The 16,793-nt window shown below is 69.9% G+C and carries 13 protein-coding genes; 8 read left to right on the top strand and 5 right to left on the bottom strand.

The genetic code is table 11. From position 1 onward, the window contains the following. Positions 1-59 precede the first annotated feature (59 nt). The 4 genes from CFK39_RS01985 (at position 60) to CFK39_RS01970 (ending at position 3,195) form a co-directional block, all read left to right on the top strand. Positions 60-971: a F0F1 ATP synthase subunit gamma gene (locus CFK39_RS01985; RefSeq protein WP_089064059.1), complete on the top strand. Its 912-nt coding sequence runs from the start codon at positions 60-62 to the stop codon at positions 969-971. A gap of 62 nt (positions 972-1,033) precedes the next feature. After that, positions 1,034-2,506: a F0F1 ATP synthase subunit beta gene (gene atpD / locus CFK39_RS01980; protein ID WP_157697023.1), complete on the top strand. Its 1,473-nt coding sequence runs from the start codon at positions 1,034-1,036 to the stop codon at positions 2,504-2,506. Next, positions 2,503-2,784, top strand: a complete 282-nt coding sequence (locus tag CFK39_RS01975; RefSeq protein WP_089064057.1) for a F0F1 ATP synthase subunit epsilon — start codon at positions 2,503-2,505, stop codon at positions 2,782-2,784. The genes atpD and CFK39_RS01975 overlap by 4 nt, the downstream gene beginning before the upstream one ends. An 18-nt stretch (positions 2,785-2,802) precedes the next feature. After that, on the top strand, positions 2,803-3,195 hold the full coding sequence (locus CFK39_RS01970; protein WP_245822822.1) for a DUF2550 family protein: 393 nt from the start codon (positions 2,803-2,805) through the stop codon (positions 3,193-3,195). A 153-nt stretch (positions 3,196-3,348) separates the two neighbouring features. Here CFK39_RS01970 and CFK39_RS01965 read toward each other — a convergent pair whose 3' ends face one another. Then, the gene (locus CFK39_RS01965) at positions 3,349-4,572 is read right to left on the bottom strand and encodes an N-acetylglucosamine-6-phosphate deacetylase (RefSeq protein ID WP_089064056.1); all 1,224 of its coding nucleotides are present in this window, start codon (positions 4,570-4,572) and stop codon (positions 3,349-3,351) included. Positions 4,573-4,624: 52 nt separating this feature from the next. After that, on the bottom strand, positions 4,625-5,332 hold the full coding sequence (gene nucS, locus CFK39_RS01960; protein ID WP_089066244.1) for an endonuclease NucS: 708 nt from the start codon (positions 5,330-5,332) through the stop codon (positions 4,625-4,627). Positions 5,333-5,598: 266 nt separating this feature from the next. Here nucS and CFK39_RS01955 point away from each other — a divergent pair, with 266 nt between their 5' ends. The 3 genes from CFK39_RS01955 (at position 5,599) to CFK39_RS01945 (ending at position 8,690) form a co-directional block, all read left to right on the top strand. Continuing rightward, complete coding sequence (locus CFK39_RS01955) at positions 5,599-6,630, top strand: hypothetical protein (protein WP_089064055.1); 1,032 nt, start codon at positions 5,599-5,601, stop codon at positions 6,628-6,630. Between the two features lie 41 nt (positions 6,631-6,671). Further along, on the top strand, positions 6,672-7,715 hold the full coding sequence (locus CFK39_RS01950) for a DUF8094 domain-containing protein (protein WP_245822819.1): 1,044 nt from the start codon (positions 6,672-6,674) through the stop codon (positions 7,713-7,715). Positions 7,716-7,790: 75 nt separating this feature from the next. Further along, positions 7,791-8,690 carry a tetratricopeptide repeat protein gene (locus tag CFK39_RS01945; protein WP_089064053.1) on the top strand — a complete coding sequence of 300 codons (900 nt, stop codon included), beginning with the start codon at positions 7,791-7,793 and terminating at the stop codon, positions 8,688-8,690. A gap of 126 nt (positions 8,691-8,816) precedes the next feature. Here the strand turns inward: CFK39_RS01945 and glgB are convergent, their stop codons facing one another. The 3 genes from glgB to glgX all read right to left on the bottom strand — a co-directional run bounded on the left by glgB (position 8,817) and on the right by glgX (position 15,378). Beyond that, complete coding sequence (gene glgB, locus CFK39_RS01940) at positions 8,817-11,051, bottom strand: 1,4-alpha-glucan branching protein GlgB (RefSeq protein ID WP_089064052.1); 2,235 nt, start codon at positions 11,049-11,051, stop codon at positions 8,817-8,819. A 1-nt stretch (position 11,052) separates the two neighbouring features. Then, positions 11,053-13,080 carry an alpha-1,4-glucan--maltose-1-phosphate maltosyltransferase gene (locus tag CFK39_RS01935; RefSeq protein ID WP_089064051.1) on the bottom strand — a complete coding sequence of 676 codons (2,028 nt, stop codon included), beginning with the start codon at positions 13,078-13,080 and terminating at the stop codon, positions 11,053-11,055. A gap of 63 nt (positions 13,081-13,143) precedes the next feature. Beyond that, the gene (gene glgX / locus CFK39_RS01930) at positions 13,144-15,378 is read right to left on the bottom strand and encodes a glycogen debranching protein GlgX (RefSeq protein WP_089064050.1); all 2,235 of its coding nucleotides are present in this window, start codon (positions 15,376-15,378) and stop codon (positions 13,144-13,146) included. Between the two features lie 269 nt (positions 15,379-15,647). Between glgX and CFK39_RS01925 the strand changes: the two genes are divergently transcribed. After that, complete coding sequence (locus CFK39_RS01925; protein ID WP_089064049.1) at positions 15,648-16,769, top strand: AAA family ATPase; 1,122 nt, start codon at positions 15,648-15,650, stop codon at positions 16,767-16,769. Positions 16,770-16,793 lie beyond the last annotated feature (24 nt).

Genomic DNA, 16,793 nt, shown 5'->3' with positions numbered 1-16,793 from the left:
CCGTCCCCAGCGGACGGCGGCTCCCGCCCAGGACGCATCGATCCCGCACGAGGAGAGACATGGGAGCCCAGCAGAGGGTTTATAAACAGAAGATCCGTTCCGCACAGGGGATGAAGAAGATCTTCAAGGCCAAGGAGATGGTCGCGGCCTCGCGCATCGCCAAGGCGCACGCCCGGGTCGAGGCGACGACGCCCTACGCCGACGCGCTCACCCGCGCGATCGGCTCGGTGGCGACGCACTCCAACGAGATCTCGCACCCGTTCCTGGACAACGAGCGGTCGCAGACCGGCCGTGCAGGGATCCTCCTGATCACCGCGGATCGCGGCATGACCGGTCCGTACTCGCACAATGTGATCCGCGAGGCCGAGCAGCTCGCCAACACGCTGCGGGACGAGGGCAAGGAACCCGTGATGTACGTGGTCGGCCGCAAGGGCGACTCGTACTACCGCTTCCGCAACCGCACACCGCAGCGTGCGTGGACGCCGTACAAGGAGGACGAGCTGCCGGCCCTGGGTCGGGAGATCTCCGCGGCCGTCACCGAGGATCTCGTCAGCGACGATCCCGCCGTGCATCTGGACGAGCTCTTCGTCGTCTCGACCCGCTTCCAGAGCCGCTTCATCCAGAGCGCCCGGTCGGTGCGCATGGTGCCGATGGGCCTGGGCGACGTGCAGGGCGAGAACGCCCCGACCTATCCGCTGTACGAATTCGTGCCCGATGCGGAGTCGGTCATCGGCGAGCTGCTCCCGCGCTACATCGAGTCGCGGATCATCAACATCCTGCTGCAGGCGATGGCCTCGGAGCACGCCTCCACGCAGCGTGCGATGAAGTCCGCGACCGATAACGCGGAGACCCAGATCGACAAGTTCACCCGGCTGGCGAACTCCGCCCGCCAGGCGGAGATCACCCAGGAGATCACGGAGATCGTCGGCGGCGCCGACGCCCTCTCGGGATCCGGCCGCACCGAACGCTGACCCAGGCCGACCTTACCTTGGCCGACGAGGCCCCGCGTCGGCACGACATGGAGAGAACGCACATGACCACCACCACTGACAGTCAGGCCCCCGCCGCCCAGGCGGCCGGTGCCACCGGACGCGTCGCCCGCGTCACCGGCGCCGTCATCGACATCGAGTTCCCTCCCGGGAACATCCCGCCGCTCTACAACGCGCTCACCATCCAGATCGAGGACACCGGCTCCGGGCTGGAGGCCTCGACGCTGACCCTCGAGACGGCCCAGCACCTCGGCGACGGCATGGTCCGCGGCATCGCGCTGAAGCCCACCGACGGCGTCGTCCGCGGCCAGGCCGTGACCGACACCGGCGCACCGATCTCGGTGCCCGTCGGCGACGTCACCCTCGGCACCGTCTTCGACGTGGTCGGCAATCCGCTGAACAAGCCGGTCGACCAGCTCGAGATCACCGAGCGCTGGCCCATCCATCGCACGGCCCCGAACTTCGACCAGCTCGAGTCCTCGACCGTCATGTTCGAGACCGGCATCAAGTCGATCGACCTGCTCACCCCGTACGTCCAGGGCGGCAAGATCGGCCTGTTCGGCGGCGCGGGCGTCGGCAAGACCGTGCTCATCCAGGAGATGATCTACCGCGTGGCCAACAACCACGACGGCGTCTCCGTCTTCGCCGGTGTCGGCGAGCGCACCCGTGAGGGCTGGGACCTCATCGAGGAGATGACCGAGTCCGGCGTCATCGAGAAGACCGCCCTGGTCTTCGGCCAGATGGACGAGCCGCCCGGCACCCGCCTGCGGGTCGCGCTGTCCGCGCTGACGATGGCGGAGTACTTCCGCGACGAGCAGGCGCAGGACGTGCTGCTGTTCATCGACAACATCTTCCGCTTCACCCAGGCCGGCCAGGAGGTGTCCACCCTGCTGGGCCGGATGCCGTCGGCCGTGGGCTACCAGCCGAACCTCGCCGACGAGATGGGCATGCTCCAGGAGCGCATCACGTCCACGCAGGGCCATTCGATCACCTCGATGCAGGCGATCTACGTCCCGGCCGATGACTACACCGACCCGGCGCCGGCGACCACCTTCGCCCATCTCGACGCCACCACGGAGCTCTCCCGTGAGATCGCCTCGCGCGGTCTGTACCCGGCGATCGACCCGCTGACCTCCACCTCGCGGATCCTGGATCCCCGCTACGTGGGCCAGGACCACTACGACACCGCGGTGCGCGTGAAGCAGATCCTCCAGCGCAACAAGGAGCTGCAGGACATCATCGCGATGCTCGGCGTCGACGAGCTCTCCGAGGAGGACAAGGTGACCGTCTCGCGCGCGCGGCGCATCCAGCAGTTCCTCTCCCAGAACACCCACCTCGCCAAGCAGTTCACCGGGGTGGACGGCTCCGACGTCCCGCTGCAGGACACCATCGAGGGCTTCAAGGGCATCTGCGACGGCGAGTTCGACCACATCACCGAGCAGGCGTTCTTCAACGTCGGCGGCATCGACATGGTGCTCGAGAACCAGCACCGCATCGACAAGGAGCTCGGCGCGTGAGTGCGCTCGAGGTCACCTTCGTCGCCGCGGACCGCACCGTCTGGACCGGGCAGGCCGCGCAGGTCGTCGTGCCGGCGATCGACGGCTCGATGGGCATCCTGCCCCAGATGCAGCCCACCCTGGCCATCCTCGGCACCGGGGTGGTGCGGATCATCGACCAGGACGGCCACGTCGACGCGCTGGATGTCGAGGGCGGCTTCGTCTCCGTCGACGCGGACGTCGTGACCATCGGCGTCGATGACGCCGTGGTCGTCGAGCCCGCGGCCCCCCGCCTCTGAGCTGACTGCGCAGACGGAATGAACACCCTGAGCATCCCGATCCTCCTCCTGGGGATCGGGATGCTCTTCGTCGTGCTGGTGGTGGTGCTGTTGCTGGTCGCGCGCCAGCTGTTGGTCTCACGGAGCCGCGGCGCCTTCGAATGCACGGTGCGCCGCCGCGGGCTCGTGGGCGGGTCCAGCTGGCAGCACGGGCTGATGCGCTTCGGCACCGACCGCCTGCGCTGGTTCCGCGCCTTCTCCCTGCGGCTGCGTCCCGAGCTGGTGCTGCGTCGCAGCCAGATCCGGTCCGTCACCCGGCAGAACCTTCCCGCCCAGGTGGAGGACGGCGAGGAGCGGTGCCTGATCGAGTTCCGTCTGCGCGGCGGCCGGGAGGTCAGCGCGATCGTCGATACGGCCTCGGGGCAGCGCTGAACTCCTGGTTGGAGGCCGCCCCGATGGGCTCCGTGCTCGGGGACGCGGACTGACCGATCTCGCCGCAGCGGCCCGGCCGCTCCCGGGGGCGAGCGGCCCGGCCGCTCCCGGGGGCGAGCGGCCCGGCCGCTCCCGGGGGCGGCTCAGTGACGCTCAGTCGGTGACGACGACGCCTGCGCGCAGCACGGTGATCGGTGCCAGCTCGGAATCCACCAGCACGGCATCTGCACGTCGGCCCGGGGCGAGCACACCGATCCGATCCTGCATCCCCAGCACTGCGGCCGGCACCGACGAGGCGGCGCGCACAGCACGCACCAGATCCACCCCGGCCTCGGTGACGGCGAAGCGCACCACATCGAGCAGGTGCGCGGTCCCACCGGCGATCGCAGAACCGCCGGTGAGCGTCGCGACCCCCGAGGCGACGGTGACATCGAGCGACCCGAGGCGGTACTGCCCATCCGGCATCCCGGCCGCAGCCATCGCATCGGTCACCAGCACCACGTTCTGCTCGGCGGCGATCGCGAAGACATGGGCGACGGTGCGGGCATCGAGATGGACGCCGTCGGCGATCACCTCGACCACCAGGTCACCGGCGGCGGCCGCATCCAGCGCAGCCAGGGCCGGTCCGGGATCGCGGTGGTGGATCGGCCGCATCCCGTTGAACAGATGGGTCGCGGTGGGCAGCGGCGAGCGGCCATGCTCCCGGCGCAGCTCGGCCCGGGCCCGCGTGAGGGCATCCGTCATCTGGGCGCTGCTGCCGTCGGTGTGGCCGAGCGAGGGCACGGCTCCCACCTCGGCCAGCGCCTCGATGACCTCTTCCGCCCCCTTCACCTCGGGGGCGACGGTCATCGTGGCCAGCGCTCCGCCGGCGAGCTGGGCGAGCTCGCGCACCAGATCCGGATCGCCGTCGACGATGTGTGCGGGGTTCTGGGCACCACAGCGCGCCACGGAGAGGAACGGGCCCTCGAGGTGGAGCGCCGCGATCTCCCCGTCGGCGGCGAGCCGCGCCAGGTCGGCGACCCGCGCCCGCAAGGTGTCCGCTTCGGCGGTGACCAGTGAGGCGACGAGACTGGTGGTGCCGTGCCGGCGATGCTCGCGGACCGCGGTGAGCAGGTCCTCGGACGTTGCCGCGTCGGGGAAAGAGGCACCCCCGCCGCCGTGGCAGTGCAGATCCACCAGTCCGGGCAGGATCAGTCCGTCGTGCTCGAGCGTCCGCTCTGCCTGATGCTGCGGGGCCCGGGCCGAGGGGCCCGCCCAGAGGATGTCACCGCCGTCGATCAGCAGCAGCGCGTCCGGCACGAGTCCCTGCTCGAGCACGGCGGTGCCGCGCAGCGCCAGCTCAGCGATGACGGGGGTGGGGGCGGCAGCGGTGCTCATGTCTTCTCCAGGTGCTCGGGGGCGAGGAACTGAGCGGGACCGTGTGCGGTGCTCAGAAGAGGCGCGACTCGGCATCATCGATGCCGCGCAGCGCGTCGTAGTCGAGGGTCACGCAGTCGATGCCGCGATCGGCGGCGAGCACGCGCGCCTGCGGCTTGATGGCCTGTGCGGCGAAGATGCCGCGCACGGGCGCCAGCAGCGGATCACGGTTGAGCAGCTCGAGATAGCGGGTCAGCTGCTCGACGCCGTCGATCTCGCCGCGCCGCTTGATCTCGATCGCGACCGAGCCGCCGGATTCGTCGCGGGCGAGGATGTCCACCGGGCCGATGGCGGTGAAGAACTCGCGGCGCACGAGCGACCAGCCTTCGCCGAGGGTGTCGATGTTCTCGGCGAGCAGGGCCTGGAGGTGGGCCTCGACGCCATCCTTCTGCAGGCCGGGATCGATGCCGAGCTCATGGGAGGAATCCTCGAAGACCTCGACCAGGCGCACCCGCAGTCGGTCACCGGTCTTGTCGTGGACCACATCCCACTGTTCGATCCATTCACCCTCGGGATCTTCGAGAGCCTCCTCGTCATCGCGACGAGAGGTGGTCAGAGTGCAGGGCGGAGTCATCCAGTTCAGCGGTTTGTAGCTGCCGCCGTCGGAATGGACCAGCACGCTGCCGTCGGCCTTGACGATCAGCAGCCGCGGGGCCAGGGGCAGATGGGCGGTGAGCCGACCGGTGTAGTCGACAGAGCAACGGGCAACGACGAGACGCACCCGGCCAGGGTACGACACCACCAGCACTGCCGGGGTCGCCGGCCGCAGCGATCACCCGGCGCTCCGTCCGTGCGCGCCGACGGGGGCACTCCCGTGTGATCCGATCGATTCCAGGCCTGCGCATGAGCGGACGATGAGATGCTCATGAGGAGCGCTTTACCCAGGTGCAGATGCTCACTCGGCCCTGTTCTGCGAGGCGTCCCGCTCGTATCGTGGCCAGGTCATCCGCTCGGTCTGCGCCGAGCCACCCTGAAGGAGCATCTACCGTGCAACGACTCCTGGCCGTCCTCCTGGTCCTGATCGGCCTGACCGGACTCGTGCTGGGCCGCCTGGGTGAGACCACCTGGGCCCCCGAGACCGAGACCACCGCCACGGTGGACCTCTCCGACGCCGGGCCCGCTGTGGTCATCGACCCCGGTGTGCTGTACGTGGGAGGTGAGCAGGGTGAGCTCGTGATCGAAGGCGCCTCAGACATCTCCGTGATCACCGCCGGCGGCGGTGACATCGAGGCCTACCTCGAGGACGTGCACTTCACCCGCATCACGGGGGCGAGCGACTGGGCCACGCTCAGCACCCAGGAGGTGAACCCGGACGGCGCGGATGAGCTGACCGATCCCACCACCTCGGACCTCTGGCGCACCGTCGACACGGCGCCGAGCCCCTACTCGCTCGACGTCGCCGAGTTCTGGGCCGCGGAGAACGGCGAGCACGAGCAGGTCTACCGCTCCCTGCTGATCGTCACCGACGGCACCGAGCCCGGGGCCGAGAAGATCTCCATCACCTGGCCGAACGATGCAGAGAACGAGTGGGTGCCCTTCGCCTACGCGGGTGGTGCGGCGATCGCTGTGATCGGCCTCGTGCTGCTGGTGGTCTCGCTCGGTGGCCGGCGCCGTGACGAGGATGAGTTCGAGGTCGTCGAGGATGCACCGCAGGCCACTGCCGAGGCGGCCGCCGTGCCGGTTGCCGCGGGTGCCGCCGCTGCCGAGGCCTCCCCGCACAGCCCCGCGGTCGACGCGTCCGGCGGCGACCCCCTGCTCGGCGCGCCAGGACAGGAGCCCCGTGAGGAGAGCGTGTGGGCGCTGGGAGCCGGCTCGGGACGCAGCAGCGAGGACGCCGATACTCCCGCCGACGCCGACGCCGACGCCGACGCCGACGCCGACGCCGACGCCGACGCCGATGGCGCCGAGGACGACGCCTCGGACGAAACCGACACCACGGACGAGACCAGCACGCCTGTTCCCGAGGACCGGACCGAGCAGATCGATGTCGTCGAGGACGAAGAGGACGAGCAGCGATGACCCGCCACGAACTGCGCCGCAGTGCGCGGAAGGATCTCATGATGAGCACTCGCCCCGTCGGCCGTCGCGGCCTCTTCCTGGGAGCGGGCAGCCTGCTCGCCACGGGTCTCCTCGCCGCTTGCGGCTCCGAGGTCGAGCCGCCCGCAGCTCCGCCCACGGGCAAGGAGCTCGCCGAACCGACCCCTGTCCAGACCACCGAGCAGCTCACGAGCATCGTGCCGGAGGTGAATACGGCTGTCGTCGCCGCGGACAAGGCGCTGAAGGCGAAGAAGCTCGCTCCGCGCGTCTCCGGTTCCGCTGCCGAGTTCCGCACCGCGGCCTACGAGATGATCGAGAAGGCCGAGGAATGGGCCGAAGAGCTCACGGTCCCCGGCGCCGAGCTCCTGGTGCCCATGACCTCGGTGACCGCAGAATTCCCGCGAGTGGCGATGGCCCTGGTCGAGGACTCCACCGAGGAGGGAGTGCCGTACTTCGTGGCCCTGCAGCAGGCCGACGCGAAATCCCCGTACTCCGCGTGGGGCTGGGCCCAGCAGGCCGTGGGCATCGAGATGCCGATGGTGGCGAATGCCGTGGTGGGTTCGGAGCAGGTCACCCCGGACAGCAAGGGCCTCGTGATGACGCCGCAGGAGGCGCTGGCGCTGTACGCCGATGTGCTCACCGCCGGCGATGACAAAGATCCTGAGGACCAGCTGGCGGAGAACCCGTTCCAGACCGCGACCCACGAGCGCATCCAGACCGAGCGCGAGGAGCTCAACGCGGGCGTCGAGTGGGACGAGGCGGCGACCATCCACGAGTCCTTCTCCGTGCAGTCGGAGGAGTTCGCCGGGGTGCGCACGGATGACGGCGGCGCGATCGTGATGGCGACGCTGCTGTCCACCCGCAAGGTGAGCATCAAGGATGGTGCCACCATGCGCTACGCCGAGGAGAACAAGTACACCAAGGTGATCGGGAAGAAGGAGTTCACCTCCGAGTTCATCCGGAAGTTCGGCACCCATATCGCCCTGTTCATCCCCTCGGCGGATGCCGGCGGCCAGATCCAGCCGATCGGCGCGACCCAGACCGCGCTCAGCGCCACCGGCGAGTGACCGGAGCGCCACAGCGCGCCCTCGGGCGGACTCCTTAGACTGGGGGCGTCCCGAAGTCATCGAAGGAGTTCACCTGTGACCGATCCGTACGGAATCATCGACCTCGCCGCGCTGAAGCAGCCCGCCGGAGCTGCGGCGGGCGGGACGGCCTCCGCCGGTACGCCGTCCCTCCACGAGGTCGCCGTCACCGAGCAGGGGCTCGAGCAGCTCATCGCCGACTCCCAGCAGATCCCCACCCTGCTGCTGGTCACCAGCGCTCGAGTGCCGGAGTCGGAACAGTTCCTGACCGGGCTGCGCCGTGCTGTCGACGGCAAGGGCGGAGCGATCCGTCTGGGCATCGTCGATGCGGACAGCCAGCAGCAGATCGCCGGAGCCCTGCGCGTCCAGCAGCTGCCCACCCTGCTGCTGCTGATCCAGGGGCAGCTCCAGCCGATCGTCCAGTCGGTGATCCCCGAGGCAGAGATCGACAACCTCCTCACCCAGGTGGTGGAGGTCGCACGCCAGCAGGGCATGGAGCTGCCCGAAGGCGAGGGCGCGGCCCAGGAGCCGCAGGAGGAGCCGCTGCCGCCGCTGATCGCCGAGGCCTATGAGGCGATCGAGCGCGGTGATCTCGATGCTGCCGTCACGGCGTACCGGAAGCAGCTGCAGGAGAGCCCGGCCGATGCGGAGGCGAAGGCGGGTCTGGCCACGGTCTCCCTCATGCGTCGTACCCAGGATGCGGATCTCGCGGCCTCGCGGGAGGCGGCGGCTCAGCGGCCCGAGGACCTGGGCGCGCAGCTGCTGGTCGCAGATCTCGATATGATCGGCGGCCACGTCGATGATGCCTTCGGGCGCCTGCTCGATCTGCTGCGCGGAGCGGATCAGGAGACCAAGGACGCCGTGCGCTCCCGGCTGCTGGAGCTGTTCGAGGTGGCGGGGCCCGCGGATCCGCGTGTGGCCCCGGCCCGCAAGCGGCTCGCGAACCTGCTGTTCTGATCTCCCGGGCCCATCTGGGAACAGGCGACACAGGTCACCGCACAGTCCATGGGCGCGCCGGATCCCTCGTCGGATCTGCGGTGCGCATGACCGTGCGGTGACCGTTGCGTCCGGGCCCGAGGGCGGTCAGTCCTCCCGCAGTCGCTCGGGGACGAGGATCACCGCGGCCAGCGGCGGCACGGTCAGGCGCACCGAGTGGTCGCGGTCGTGCAGGGGCAGCTGCTCGGCGTGGACCCGGCCCAGGTTCCCGACCCCGCTGCCGCCGTACACGGGGGAGTCGGAGTTGAGCACCTCCAGCCAGGTCCCGCCCTCGGGCAGGGGGATGCGGTACTCGTGCCAGGGCTGCGCCGAGAAGTTCACGACCACGACCACCGGGTCGCCGGCCTCGTCCCGCCGCACATAGGACAGCGCATTGTGGGCCGCGTCGTCCCCGATCAGCCATTCGAAGCCGCCCGGATCCTGATCTCGCTCGTACAGCGCGGGGAACTCCGCCTGCACGGCGTTGAGATCCTTCACCAGCTGCTGGGTGCCGCGGTGCAGCGGGTACTCCAGCAGCCACCACGGCAGCCCCGCCTGCTCGGACCACTCGGTGCCCTGGGCGAACTCGATGCCCATGAAGACCAGCTGCTTGCCCGGATGGGTCCACTGGAAGGCCAGGTAGGTGCGCAGCGTCGCCGCCTGCTGCCAGTCGTCGCCCGGGGCCTTGCGCAGCAGAGATCCCTTGCCGTGCACGACCTCGTCATGGCTCAGCGGCAGCACGAAGTTCTCGGAGTACTGGTAGACCATCGAGAACGTCATCTCGCCGTGGTGGTACTGGCGATGGATCGGATCCTGCCCGAGGTACTCGAGGGTGTCGTGCATCCAGCCCATGTTCCATTTGAAGCCGAAGCCCAGGCCACCCGCGTCGGTGGGACGGGTGACGCCGGGGAACGAGGTGGACTCCTCGGCGATCATCACGATGCCCGGGGCCCGCTTGTATGCAGTGGCGGTCGCCTCCTGCAGGAACGCGATGCTCTCCAGGTCCTCTCTCCCGCCGTGGCGGTTGGGGACCCACTGCCCGTCCTCACGAGAGTAGTCGAGGTACAGCATGGAGGCGACGGCGTCGACCCGCAGGCCGTCGACATGGAACTCTTCCAGCCAGTAGCAGGCGTTGGCGACCAGGAAGTTGCGCACTTCGTTGCGCCCGGTGTCGAAGATGTACGTGCCCCAGTCGGGGTGCTCGCCGCGGCGCGGGTCGGCGTGCTCGTACAGCGGCGTCCCGTCGAAGCGGCCCAGGGCCCACTCGTCCTTGGGGAAATGGGCGGGCACCCAGTCCAGGATCACGCCGATGTCGGCGTTGTGGAGGGTGTCGATGAGATGGCGCAGCTCGTCGGGCGTGCCCAGGCGGGAGGTGGGCGCGTAGTACCCGGTGACCTGGTACCCCCAGGAGCCGCCGAAGGGGTGCTCCGCCACCGGCATGAGCTCCACATGCGTGAAGCCCATCTCCGTGACGTAGTCCGTCAGCTCCGTCGCGAGGTCCCGGTAGCCCAGGCCCGGCCGCCAGCTGGCCAGGTGCACCTCGTAGACCGACATCCGCGAGGCGAGCGGATCCTGCGCCGCGCGCTCGGCCAGCCAGCGATCGTCGGTCCACTCGAAGTCGCTGGTGGTCACCACGGAGCCGGTCGCCGGCGGGACCTCCGCGTAGCGAGCCATCGGATCGGCCTTGTCGCGCCAGACTCCGTCGGCCCCCAGGATCCGGTACTTGTAGATCTCGCCGTCCCCGATTCCCGGGACGAAGATCTCCCAGACCCCGGAGGCGCCGAGGGAGCGCAGAGCGTGCAGGCGACCATCCCAGCCGTTGAAGGCGCCGACGACCTGCACCGCGCGGGCATTCGGCGCCCAGACGGTGAACGAGGTGCCTTCCACGCTATCGACGCTGCGCACATGCGAGCCCAGCGCCTGCCACAGCTCCTCGTGGCGACCCTCATGGATGAGGTGGAGGTCCAGCTCTCCGAGGGTCGGCGGGAAGCGGTACGGCTCCTCGACCTCGACTGGCTCGGCCTGCGGGGACCAGGTCACCCGGATCCGGTGGGAAGCGAGCTCGCTGCGCTCGACCACGGCGACCCAGATGCCGTCGTACTCGTGCTCCATGGCGACGGTGCCGCCCTCGGGGAGCACCACGGCGACCTCATGGGCGAAGGGCTTCAGCGTGCGGACGGTGAAGCCGCCCTCGTACTCGTGGGCACCCAGCACCGAATGCGGCTCGTGATAGCTGCCGGTCGCGGTGGCTCCCAGCTCGTGCTCACCCAGCGGCATCACCGCCGCGGTGAGGGGCCGAGCTGCCGGGGTGGTGGCCGTGGGACGGTCGGGAGTCTCGGTCATGTCAGCTCTCCTCTGGGTGGATGATCCGCAGGACATGGGCGGGCCGGTCGGCCGCGCTCAGGATCACGAAGGGGTCGCGCCCCCAGCTGAACCGTTCGCCGGTCAGCAGGTCCTCCACCTCGAAGGCCTCGCCCACGGCGAGGGCATCGAGGTCCAGGTGCACGGAGGTGGAGGCATCGCGGTCATGGGCGGTCAGGGAGACCACCAGCACCGTGTCCGGCGAGCCGGTGCCGCTCGCGGCGGCATCGAGGTGCTTGGAGAAGACCAGCACCTGCTCGTCGTCGGCCTCATGGAAGCGGATGGTGGTGAGGGTCTGCAGCGCAGGATGCTCACGACGGATCCGGTTCAGCGTCCCCAGCAGCGGCTCGAGGCTCTGCCCGCGGGCGAGAGCACCGGCATAGTCGCGGGGCTTGAACTCGTACTTCTCGTTGTCGATCTGCTCCTGGGCTCCCGGCCGGGGCACGTCCTCGACCAGCTCGTACCCGCTGTAGATGCCCCACGTGGGGACCAGGGTGGCGGCGAGGATCGCCCGCAGCACGAAAGCGCTGCGACCGCCGGAGCTCATGTACGGGGTGAGGATGTCGTGGGTGGTGGGCCAGAAGCTGGGCCGCATGTACGGTGCCGACTCCACCAGCTCCTCGAGGTACTCGCGCAGCTCCTGCGCGCTCTCGCGCCAGGTGAAGTAGGTGTAGCTCTGGTGGTAGCCGACCTTGCCCAGGGTGTGCATCATCGTGGGCCGGGTGAACGCCTCGGCCAGGAAGATCACCTCTGGATGCTTCTGGTCGAATTCCGCGAGCAGCTCCTCCCAGAAGCGCACCGGCTTGGTGTGGGGATTGTCGACGCGGAACAGCGTCACCCCGTGCGCGACCCAGTGCTCGAGCATGTCCCGGATCGCGGCGTACAGCCCCTCGTAGTCGGTGTCGAAGCTCAGCGGGTAGATGTCCTGGTACTTCTTCGGCGGGTTCTCCGCATAGGCGATGGTGCCGTCGGCCCGCACGGTGAACCATTCCGGGTGCTCGGTGACCCAGGGATGGTCGGGGGAGCACTGCAGGGCGATGTCCATCGCCACCTCGAGGCCGAGCTGTCGAGCCCGGGCCACGAAGGCGTCGAAGTCCTCCAGGGTGCCCAGCTCGGGATGGATCGCGTCGTGGCCCCCTTCGGCCGAGCCGATCGCGTAGGGGGAGCCGGGGTCCCCGGGCTGTGGGTCCAGGGTGTTGTTGCGGCCCTTGCGGAAGGTCGAGCCGATCGGGTGGATCGGGGTGAGATAGGCGACGTCGAAGCCCATCTGGGCGATCCGGTCCAGGGCACGGGCGGCGGTGCGCAAGGTGCCGGAGGACCAGCCGTGCTCGGGGTCGAAGTGAGCACCCTCGGAGCGGGGGAAGAACTCGTACCAGGAGCCGTACAGCGCTCGCCGGCGTTGGACGATCAGGGAGTACGGGCCGGAGACGGTCACGCCATCACGCAGCGGACGCTCAGCGAGGACACCGCGCAGGTCCGCGGCCAGTGCCGGGGCCACCCGGGCGGAGGCCGGCAGCCCCGGGGCTCGCAGGCTCTCCAGCGCGGCGCGCACCACCGGTCCGTCGGCCGACGGGCGGGCACCGGCCTCGATCTCGGCGAGCACCTGCCGCAGCACGAGGGCGCCCTCGGCGCAGACCAGGTCGGTGTCGATGCCGGCGGGGATCTTCACCTCGGCGGTGTGGACCCAGCTGTCGTAGGGCGCGGAGAACGCCTCGATCCGGAAGCTCCAGTGCCCGGTATCTGCGGGCTGGATGGTGGTCTCCCACAGGTCCAGCCCCGGATTGACGCAGCGCAGGCTCTGCCGATGCTCCTGGCCGTCGGGCGAGGCGAGCACCAGCTGGACGCCCATCGCATCGTGCCCCTCGCGGAAGGCGTTGGCGCTGACCGTGACGGTCTCGCCCGCGACGCAGCGGGCCGGGAAGCGCCCGTCATCGACCACCGGCTGCACGCCCATGATCGGGATCCGGCCGATGCCGGCTCCCAGCCCCGTGAGGTCTGTGGTCTCGGACATGTGCCCTCCTGCCTGAGCACTCGTCCTGGACGAGGTGCTGCGCGACGGTCGCGGTGACTGCCCTCACGATAGCCGCTTCAGGGACCCCTCTGCGGTCTCGGGTGCGATCCCGAGGACCACCACCGCACCAGGCGCGACCAGGACCGCTCGATCGGTCAGCGGGGAGAGGGGCAGATCCTCGGGAGTCTCCAGCGCGGTGTCCAGCAGCACGCGGGCGCTGCCCTGCGGCCAGGGAGCGCCGGGCAGCGCGACCCGCACCGTCTCCGACTCCGAGGAGAGGAGCACCAGCAGGTGCTCAGCCCCCTCGCGTCCCCGGACCGCGGGCCGGAGCATCGCCAGCAGATGCTGGGAGGGATCCATCCAGTCCTCGTGGGTCATCGGACGGCCCTCGGCATCGAACCAGGCGACCTGATCCGCGTCCAGGCAGGCGGGATCCGCGGGGCGCAGGAAGTGCGGGGCGCGCAGCTGTGGGTGCTCGCCGCGCAGCTGGAGCAGCCGGGTCACCGTCTCCCGCAGGGCATCGATGCGGGGATTGCGGGCCCAGTTCATCCAGTAGATCTCATTGTCCTGGCAGTAGGCGTTGTTGTTGCCCTGCTGGGTGCGCATCCGCTCGTCGCCGGCGGTGAGCATCGGGGTGCCGGAGGCGAGCAGCAGCGTGGCCAGGATGCTCCGCGCAGTGCGCCGACGGGCGGCCTCGATCTCTGGGGCGCCTGCAGCGCGCGGCGGGAGCTCGCCCTCGTGGCCGTGGTGGTAGGAGCGGTTGTCGGAGGTCCCATCGCGATTGTCCTCGCCATTGGCCTCGTTGCGCTTGGTCTCGTAGGCGGTGAGGTCCCGCAGGGTGAATCCGTCGTGGGCGGTGACATAGTTCAGCGAGGCCCAGGGCGAGCGCAGGCTGCGCCCCTCCGGCAGCTCCAGCGGGTCGCTCGCGGTGAACAGATCACTGGATCCGGCGAGCCGGGTCGCCAGATCCCGGACCCCGCCGATCGCGTCGTCCCCTGATCTCTCGCGCATCGCCCGGTCGGAGAGCCAGAAGGCGCGCACGTCGTCGCGGAAGGCGTCGTTCCATTCCGCGAAGGGCACCGGGAAGCTGCCGGTCTGCCAGCCGCCGGTGCCCACATCCCAGGGCTCGGCGATCAGCTTCACGCCACGCAGCACGGGATCGGTGGCGATCGCGCGCAGCAGCGGATGATCGGCGCGGAATCCGCGGTCGTCGCGCCCCAGCGTCGCCGCGAGATCGAAGCGGAAGCCGTCCACGTGCATCTCCTGGACCCAGTAGCGCAGAGAGGCGAGGATCAGGTCCATCACATGCACCGAGCGCGGGTCGAGCGTGCCACCGGTCCCGGTGACGTCGAAGAACCGACCGTGGTCGGTCCAGTAGTACTCGAGGTTGTCCAGGCCCCGCAGCGAGAGGGAGGGGCCGTCGGCCCCGCCCTCGGCGGTGTGGTTGTAGACCACGTCGAGGATGACCTCGAAGCCGGCCGCGTGGAGGCTGCGCACCATGGTCCTGACCTCGTCGACCACGGCCTGCGCTCCGGCGCTCTGGGCGGCCGCGGTGGCCAGTGACGGGTTCGGGGCGAAGTACGACAGCGTCGAGTATCCCCAGTAGTTGCTCAGCCCCAGCCGGGTCAGATGCGGTTCGTCCATCGCCGCATGGATCGGCAGCAGCTCGATGCTGGTCACTCCGAGGCTGCGCAGGTAGCTGGTCACTGCCGGATGGCCGAGGCCCGCGTAGGTGCCGCGCTGCTCGGGAGGCAGCTCGGGGTGCAGCTGGGTGAACCCCTTCACATGCATCTCGTACAGCACGGTGGAGCCCCAGTCCACGAGCGGGCGCAGATCGCCCTGCCAGTCGAAGGCATCGGAGACGACCACGGACCACAGTGCATCGTCGCCGCTGTCGGTCCCGTCATGGCGTGCAGAGTCGCCGATGCGGTCGAGCATCGCGTCGACCTCGAAGGGGAAGAACGAGCTCAGCAGCGGTGAGGAATGGGAGACGCCGCGCGCCCACGGGTCCAGCAGCAGCTTCTTCGGGTTGCACAGCAGCCCGGCAGACGGGTCCCAGGGGCCGTCCACGCGCAGCCCGTACCTGGTGCCCGGCGTCATCCCGCTCACGTGGTCCCAATGCAGGCCACCGTCGACGTTGCGCAGCCGCTGCCGGTGCTCGGCCGCACCCCTGCGGATGCACAGGTCCACGCTGTGGGCGCGTGGGGCGGCGACGGCGAAGGTCCCGCGGCCCTGCGGGTCCACGACGAGGCCGGGGGAAGTGGGGGCGACGGGGGGAGTCGCACGGTCTGCTGGCACCCGGGCATTCTGCCATCGCCCGCGCGTGGATGGCCTCCGGGGTGACCAGTGCCGCTAGGATCGTCGCGGTGGTCCCCGATCCGTCGCCGACGGGCAGGGCCCACCCGCAGGACACAGCCGCACGACCGTTCCGCTGGACCGCTCCGCACGGCCAGGGCCATCGTGGCCTCCGGCCTTCTCGGGGGAGGGCCGCGGGCGCCGGTCATGCGATGGACGGATCAGCGGCATCAGCCGCACGAGCAGAACGCACGACGGGGGAACCGCAGCGCATGAGCAACCCACCCAGCCAGCAGCCCCGGGACCTGGCCCGACCCGCAGCGCACCCTGCGCCGTCGGCGTCCTCCGCGTCGGGGCCTGGGCGCCCAGCGGCCGCGCGCCGTCCCGGCGACTTCGCCCCGTCCGGCCCTGCGGTCTCCCCGGCCGACCTCGAACGCAGCGGTGCGATCATCAACACCATCACCGGGGTCTTCCATTCCCGCGTGGTCGGGCAGGAGAACCTGCGACTGACCCTGCTGGCCGCCCTCGCGGCCGGCGGGCACGTGTTGCTCGAATCGGTGCCGGGACTGGCGAAGACCACCGCGGCCAGCGCGCTGGCCTCGTCGATCACCGGCTCCTTCGCCCGCATCCAGTGCACGCCGGACCTGATGCCCAACGACATCATCGGCACTCAGATCTTCAACTACGGCTCGGGGACCTTCACCACCCAGCTGGGCCCGGTGCACGCCAACGTGGTCCTGCTGGACGAGATCAACCGTTCCAGCGCGAAGACGCAGTCCGCGATGCTCGAGGCGATGCAGGAGCGGCAGACCTCCATCGGCGGCGAGGTCTATCGCCTGCCGGACCCGTTCATGGTGCTGGCCACCCAGAACCCGATCGAGGAGGAGGGCACCTACGTCCTCCCCGAGGCGCAGATGGATCGCTTCTTGATGAAGGAGATCCTGACCTATCCGCGCCCGGCCGAGGAGCACGAGATCCTGGACCGCTCCACTGCGGGCAGCCTCACCGGGCCGCGGCAGGCCGTGGGCACGGTGACGCTCGAGGATGTGCGCTTCCTGCAGGCGATGGTCGACCAGGTGTACGTGGACCCGGCGGTCAAGCGCTACATCATCGATCTGGTGTTCACCACTCGCGGCTCCGGTCCCCGCCCGGTGCCGAACCTCACCCAGTCGGTGCGGGTCGGTGCGAGCCCCCGCGGCTCTCTCGCGCTGATGCGGGTGGCGCAGGCCCACGCGCTCCTGCAGGGGCGGGACTATGTCACTCCCGATGATGTGCGCGCCATGCGGTACGGCGTGCTGCGTCACCGTCTGGTGCTCACCTTCGACGCACTGGCCAGCGGCATCAAGCCCGAGCAGATCATCGACGCGGTCTTCCACGCCGTGCCGATGCCCTGAACGACGCGCAGGACAAGAACGACG

The organism is Brachybacterium avium (assembly GCF_002216795.1).
Classification (GTDB): Bacteria; Actinomycetota; Actinomycetes; order Actinomycetales; family Dermabacteraceae; genus Brachybacterium; species Brachybacterium avium.
This window is presented reverse-complemented; position numbering and strand designations above follow the sequence as displayed.

What these genes read in the sequence shown, in the direction of transcription:
- CFK39_RS01935 (WP_089064051.1), bottom strand. Translation starts at nt 13,080, where the DNA reads ATGTCCGAGACCACAGACCTCACGGGGCTGGGAGCCGGCATCGGCCGG.
- CFK39_RS01950 (WP_245822819.1), top strand. Translation starts at nt 6,672, where the DNA reads ATGAGCACTCGCCCCGTCGGCCGTCGCGGCCTCTTCCTGGGAGCGGGC.
- CFK39_RS01925 (WP_089064049.1), top strand. Translation starts at nt 15,648, where the DNA reads ATGAGCAACCCACCCAGCCAGCAGCCCCGGGACCTGGCCCGACCCGCA.
- CFK39_RS01965 (WP_089064056.1), bottom strand. Translation starts at nt 4,572, where the DNA reads ATGAGCACCGCTGCCGCCCCCACCCCCGTCATCGCTGAGCTGGCGCTG.
- glgB (WP_089064052.1), bottom strand. Translation starts at nt 11,051, where the DNA reads ATGACCGAGACTCCCGACCGTCCCACGGCCACCACCCCGGCAGCTCGG.
- CFK39_RS01970 (WP_245822822.1), top strand. Translation starts at nt 2,803, where the DNA reads ATGAACACCCTGAGCATCCCGATCCTCCTCCTGGGGATCGGGATGCTC.
- CFK39_RS01985 (WP_089064059.1), top strand. Translation starts at nt 60, where the DNA reads ATGGGAGCCCAGCAGAGGGTTTATAAACAGAAGATCCGTTCCGCACAG.
- atpD (WP_157697023.1), top strand. Translation starts at nt 1,034, where the DNA reads ATGACCACCACCACTGACAGTCAGGCCCCCGCCGCCCAGGCGGCCGGT.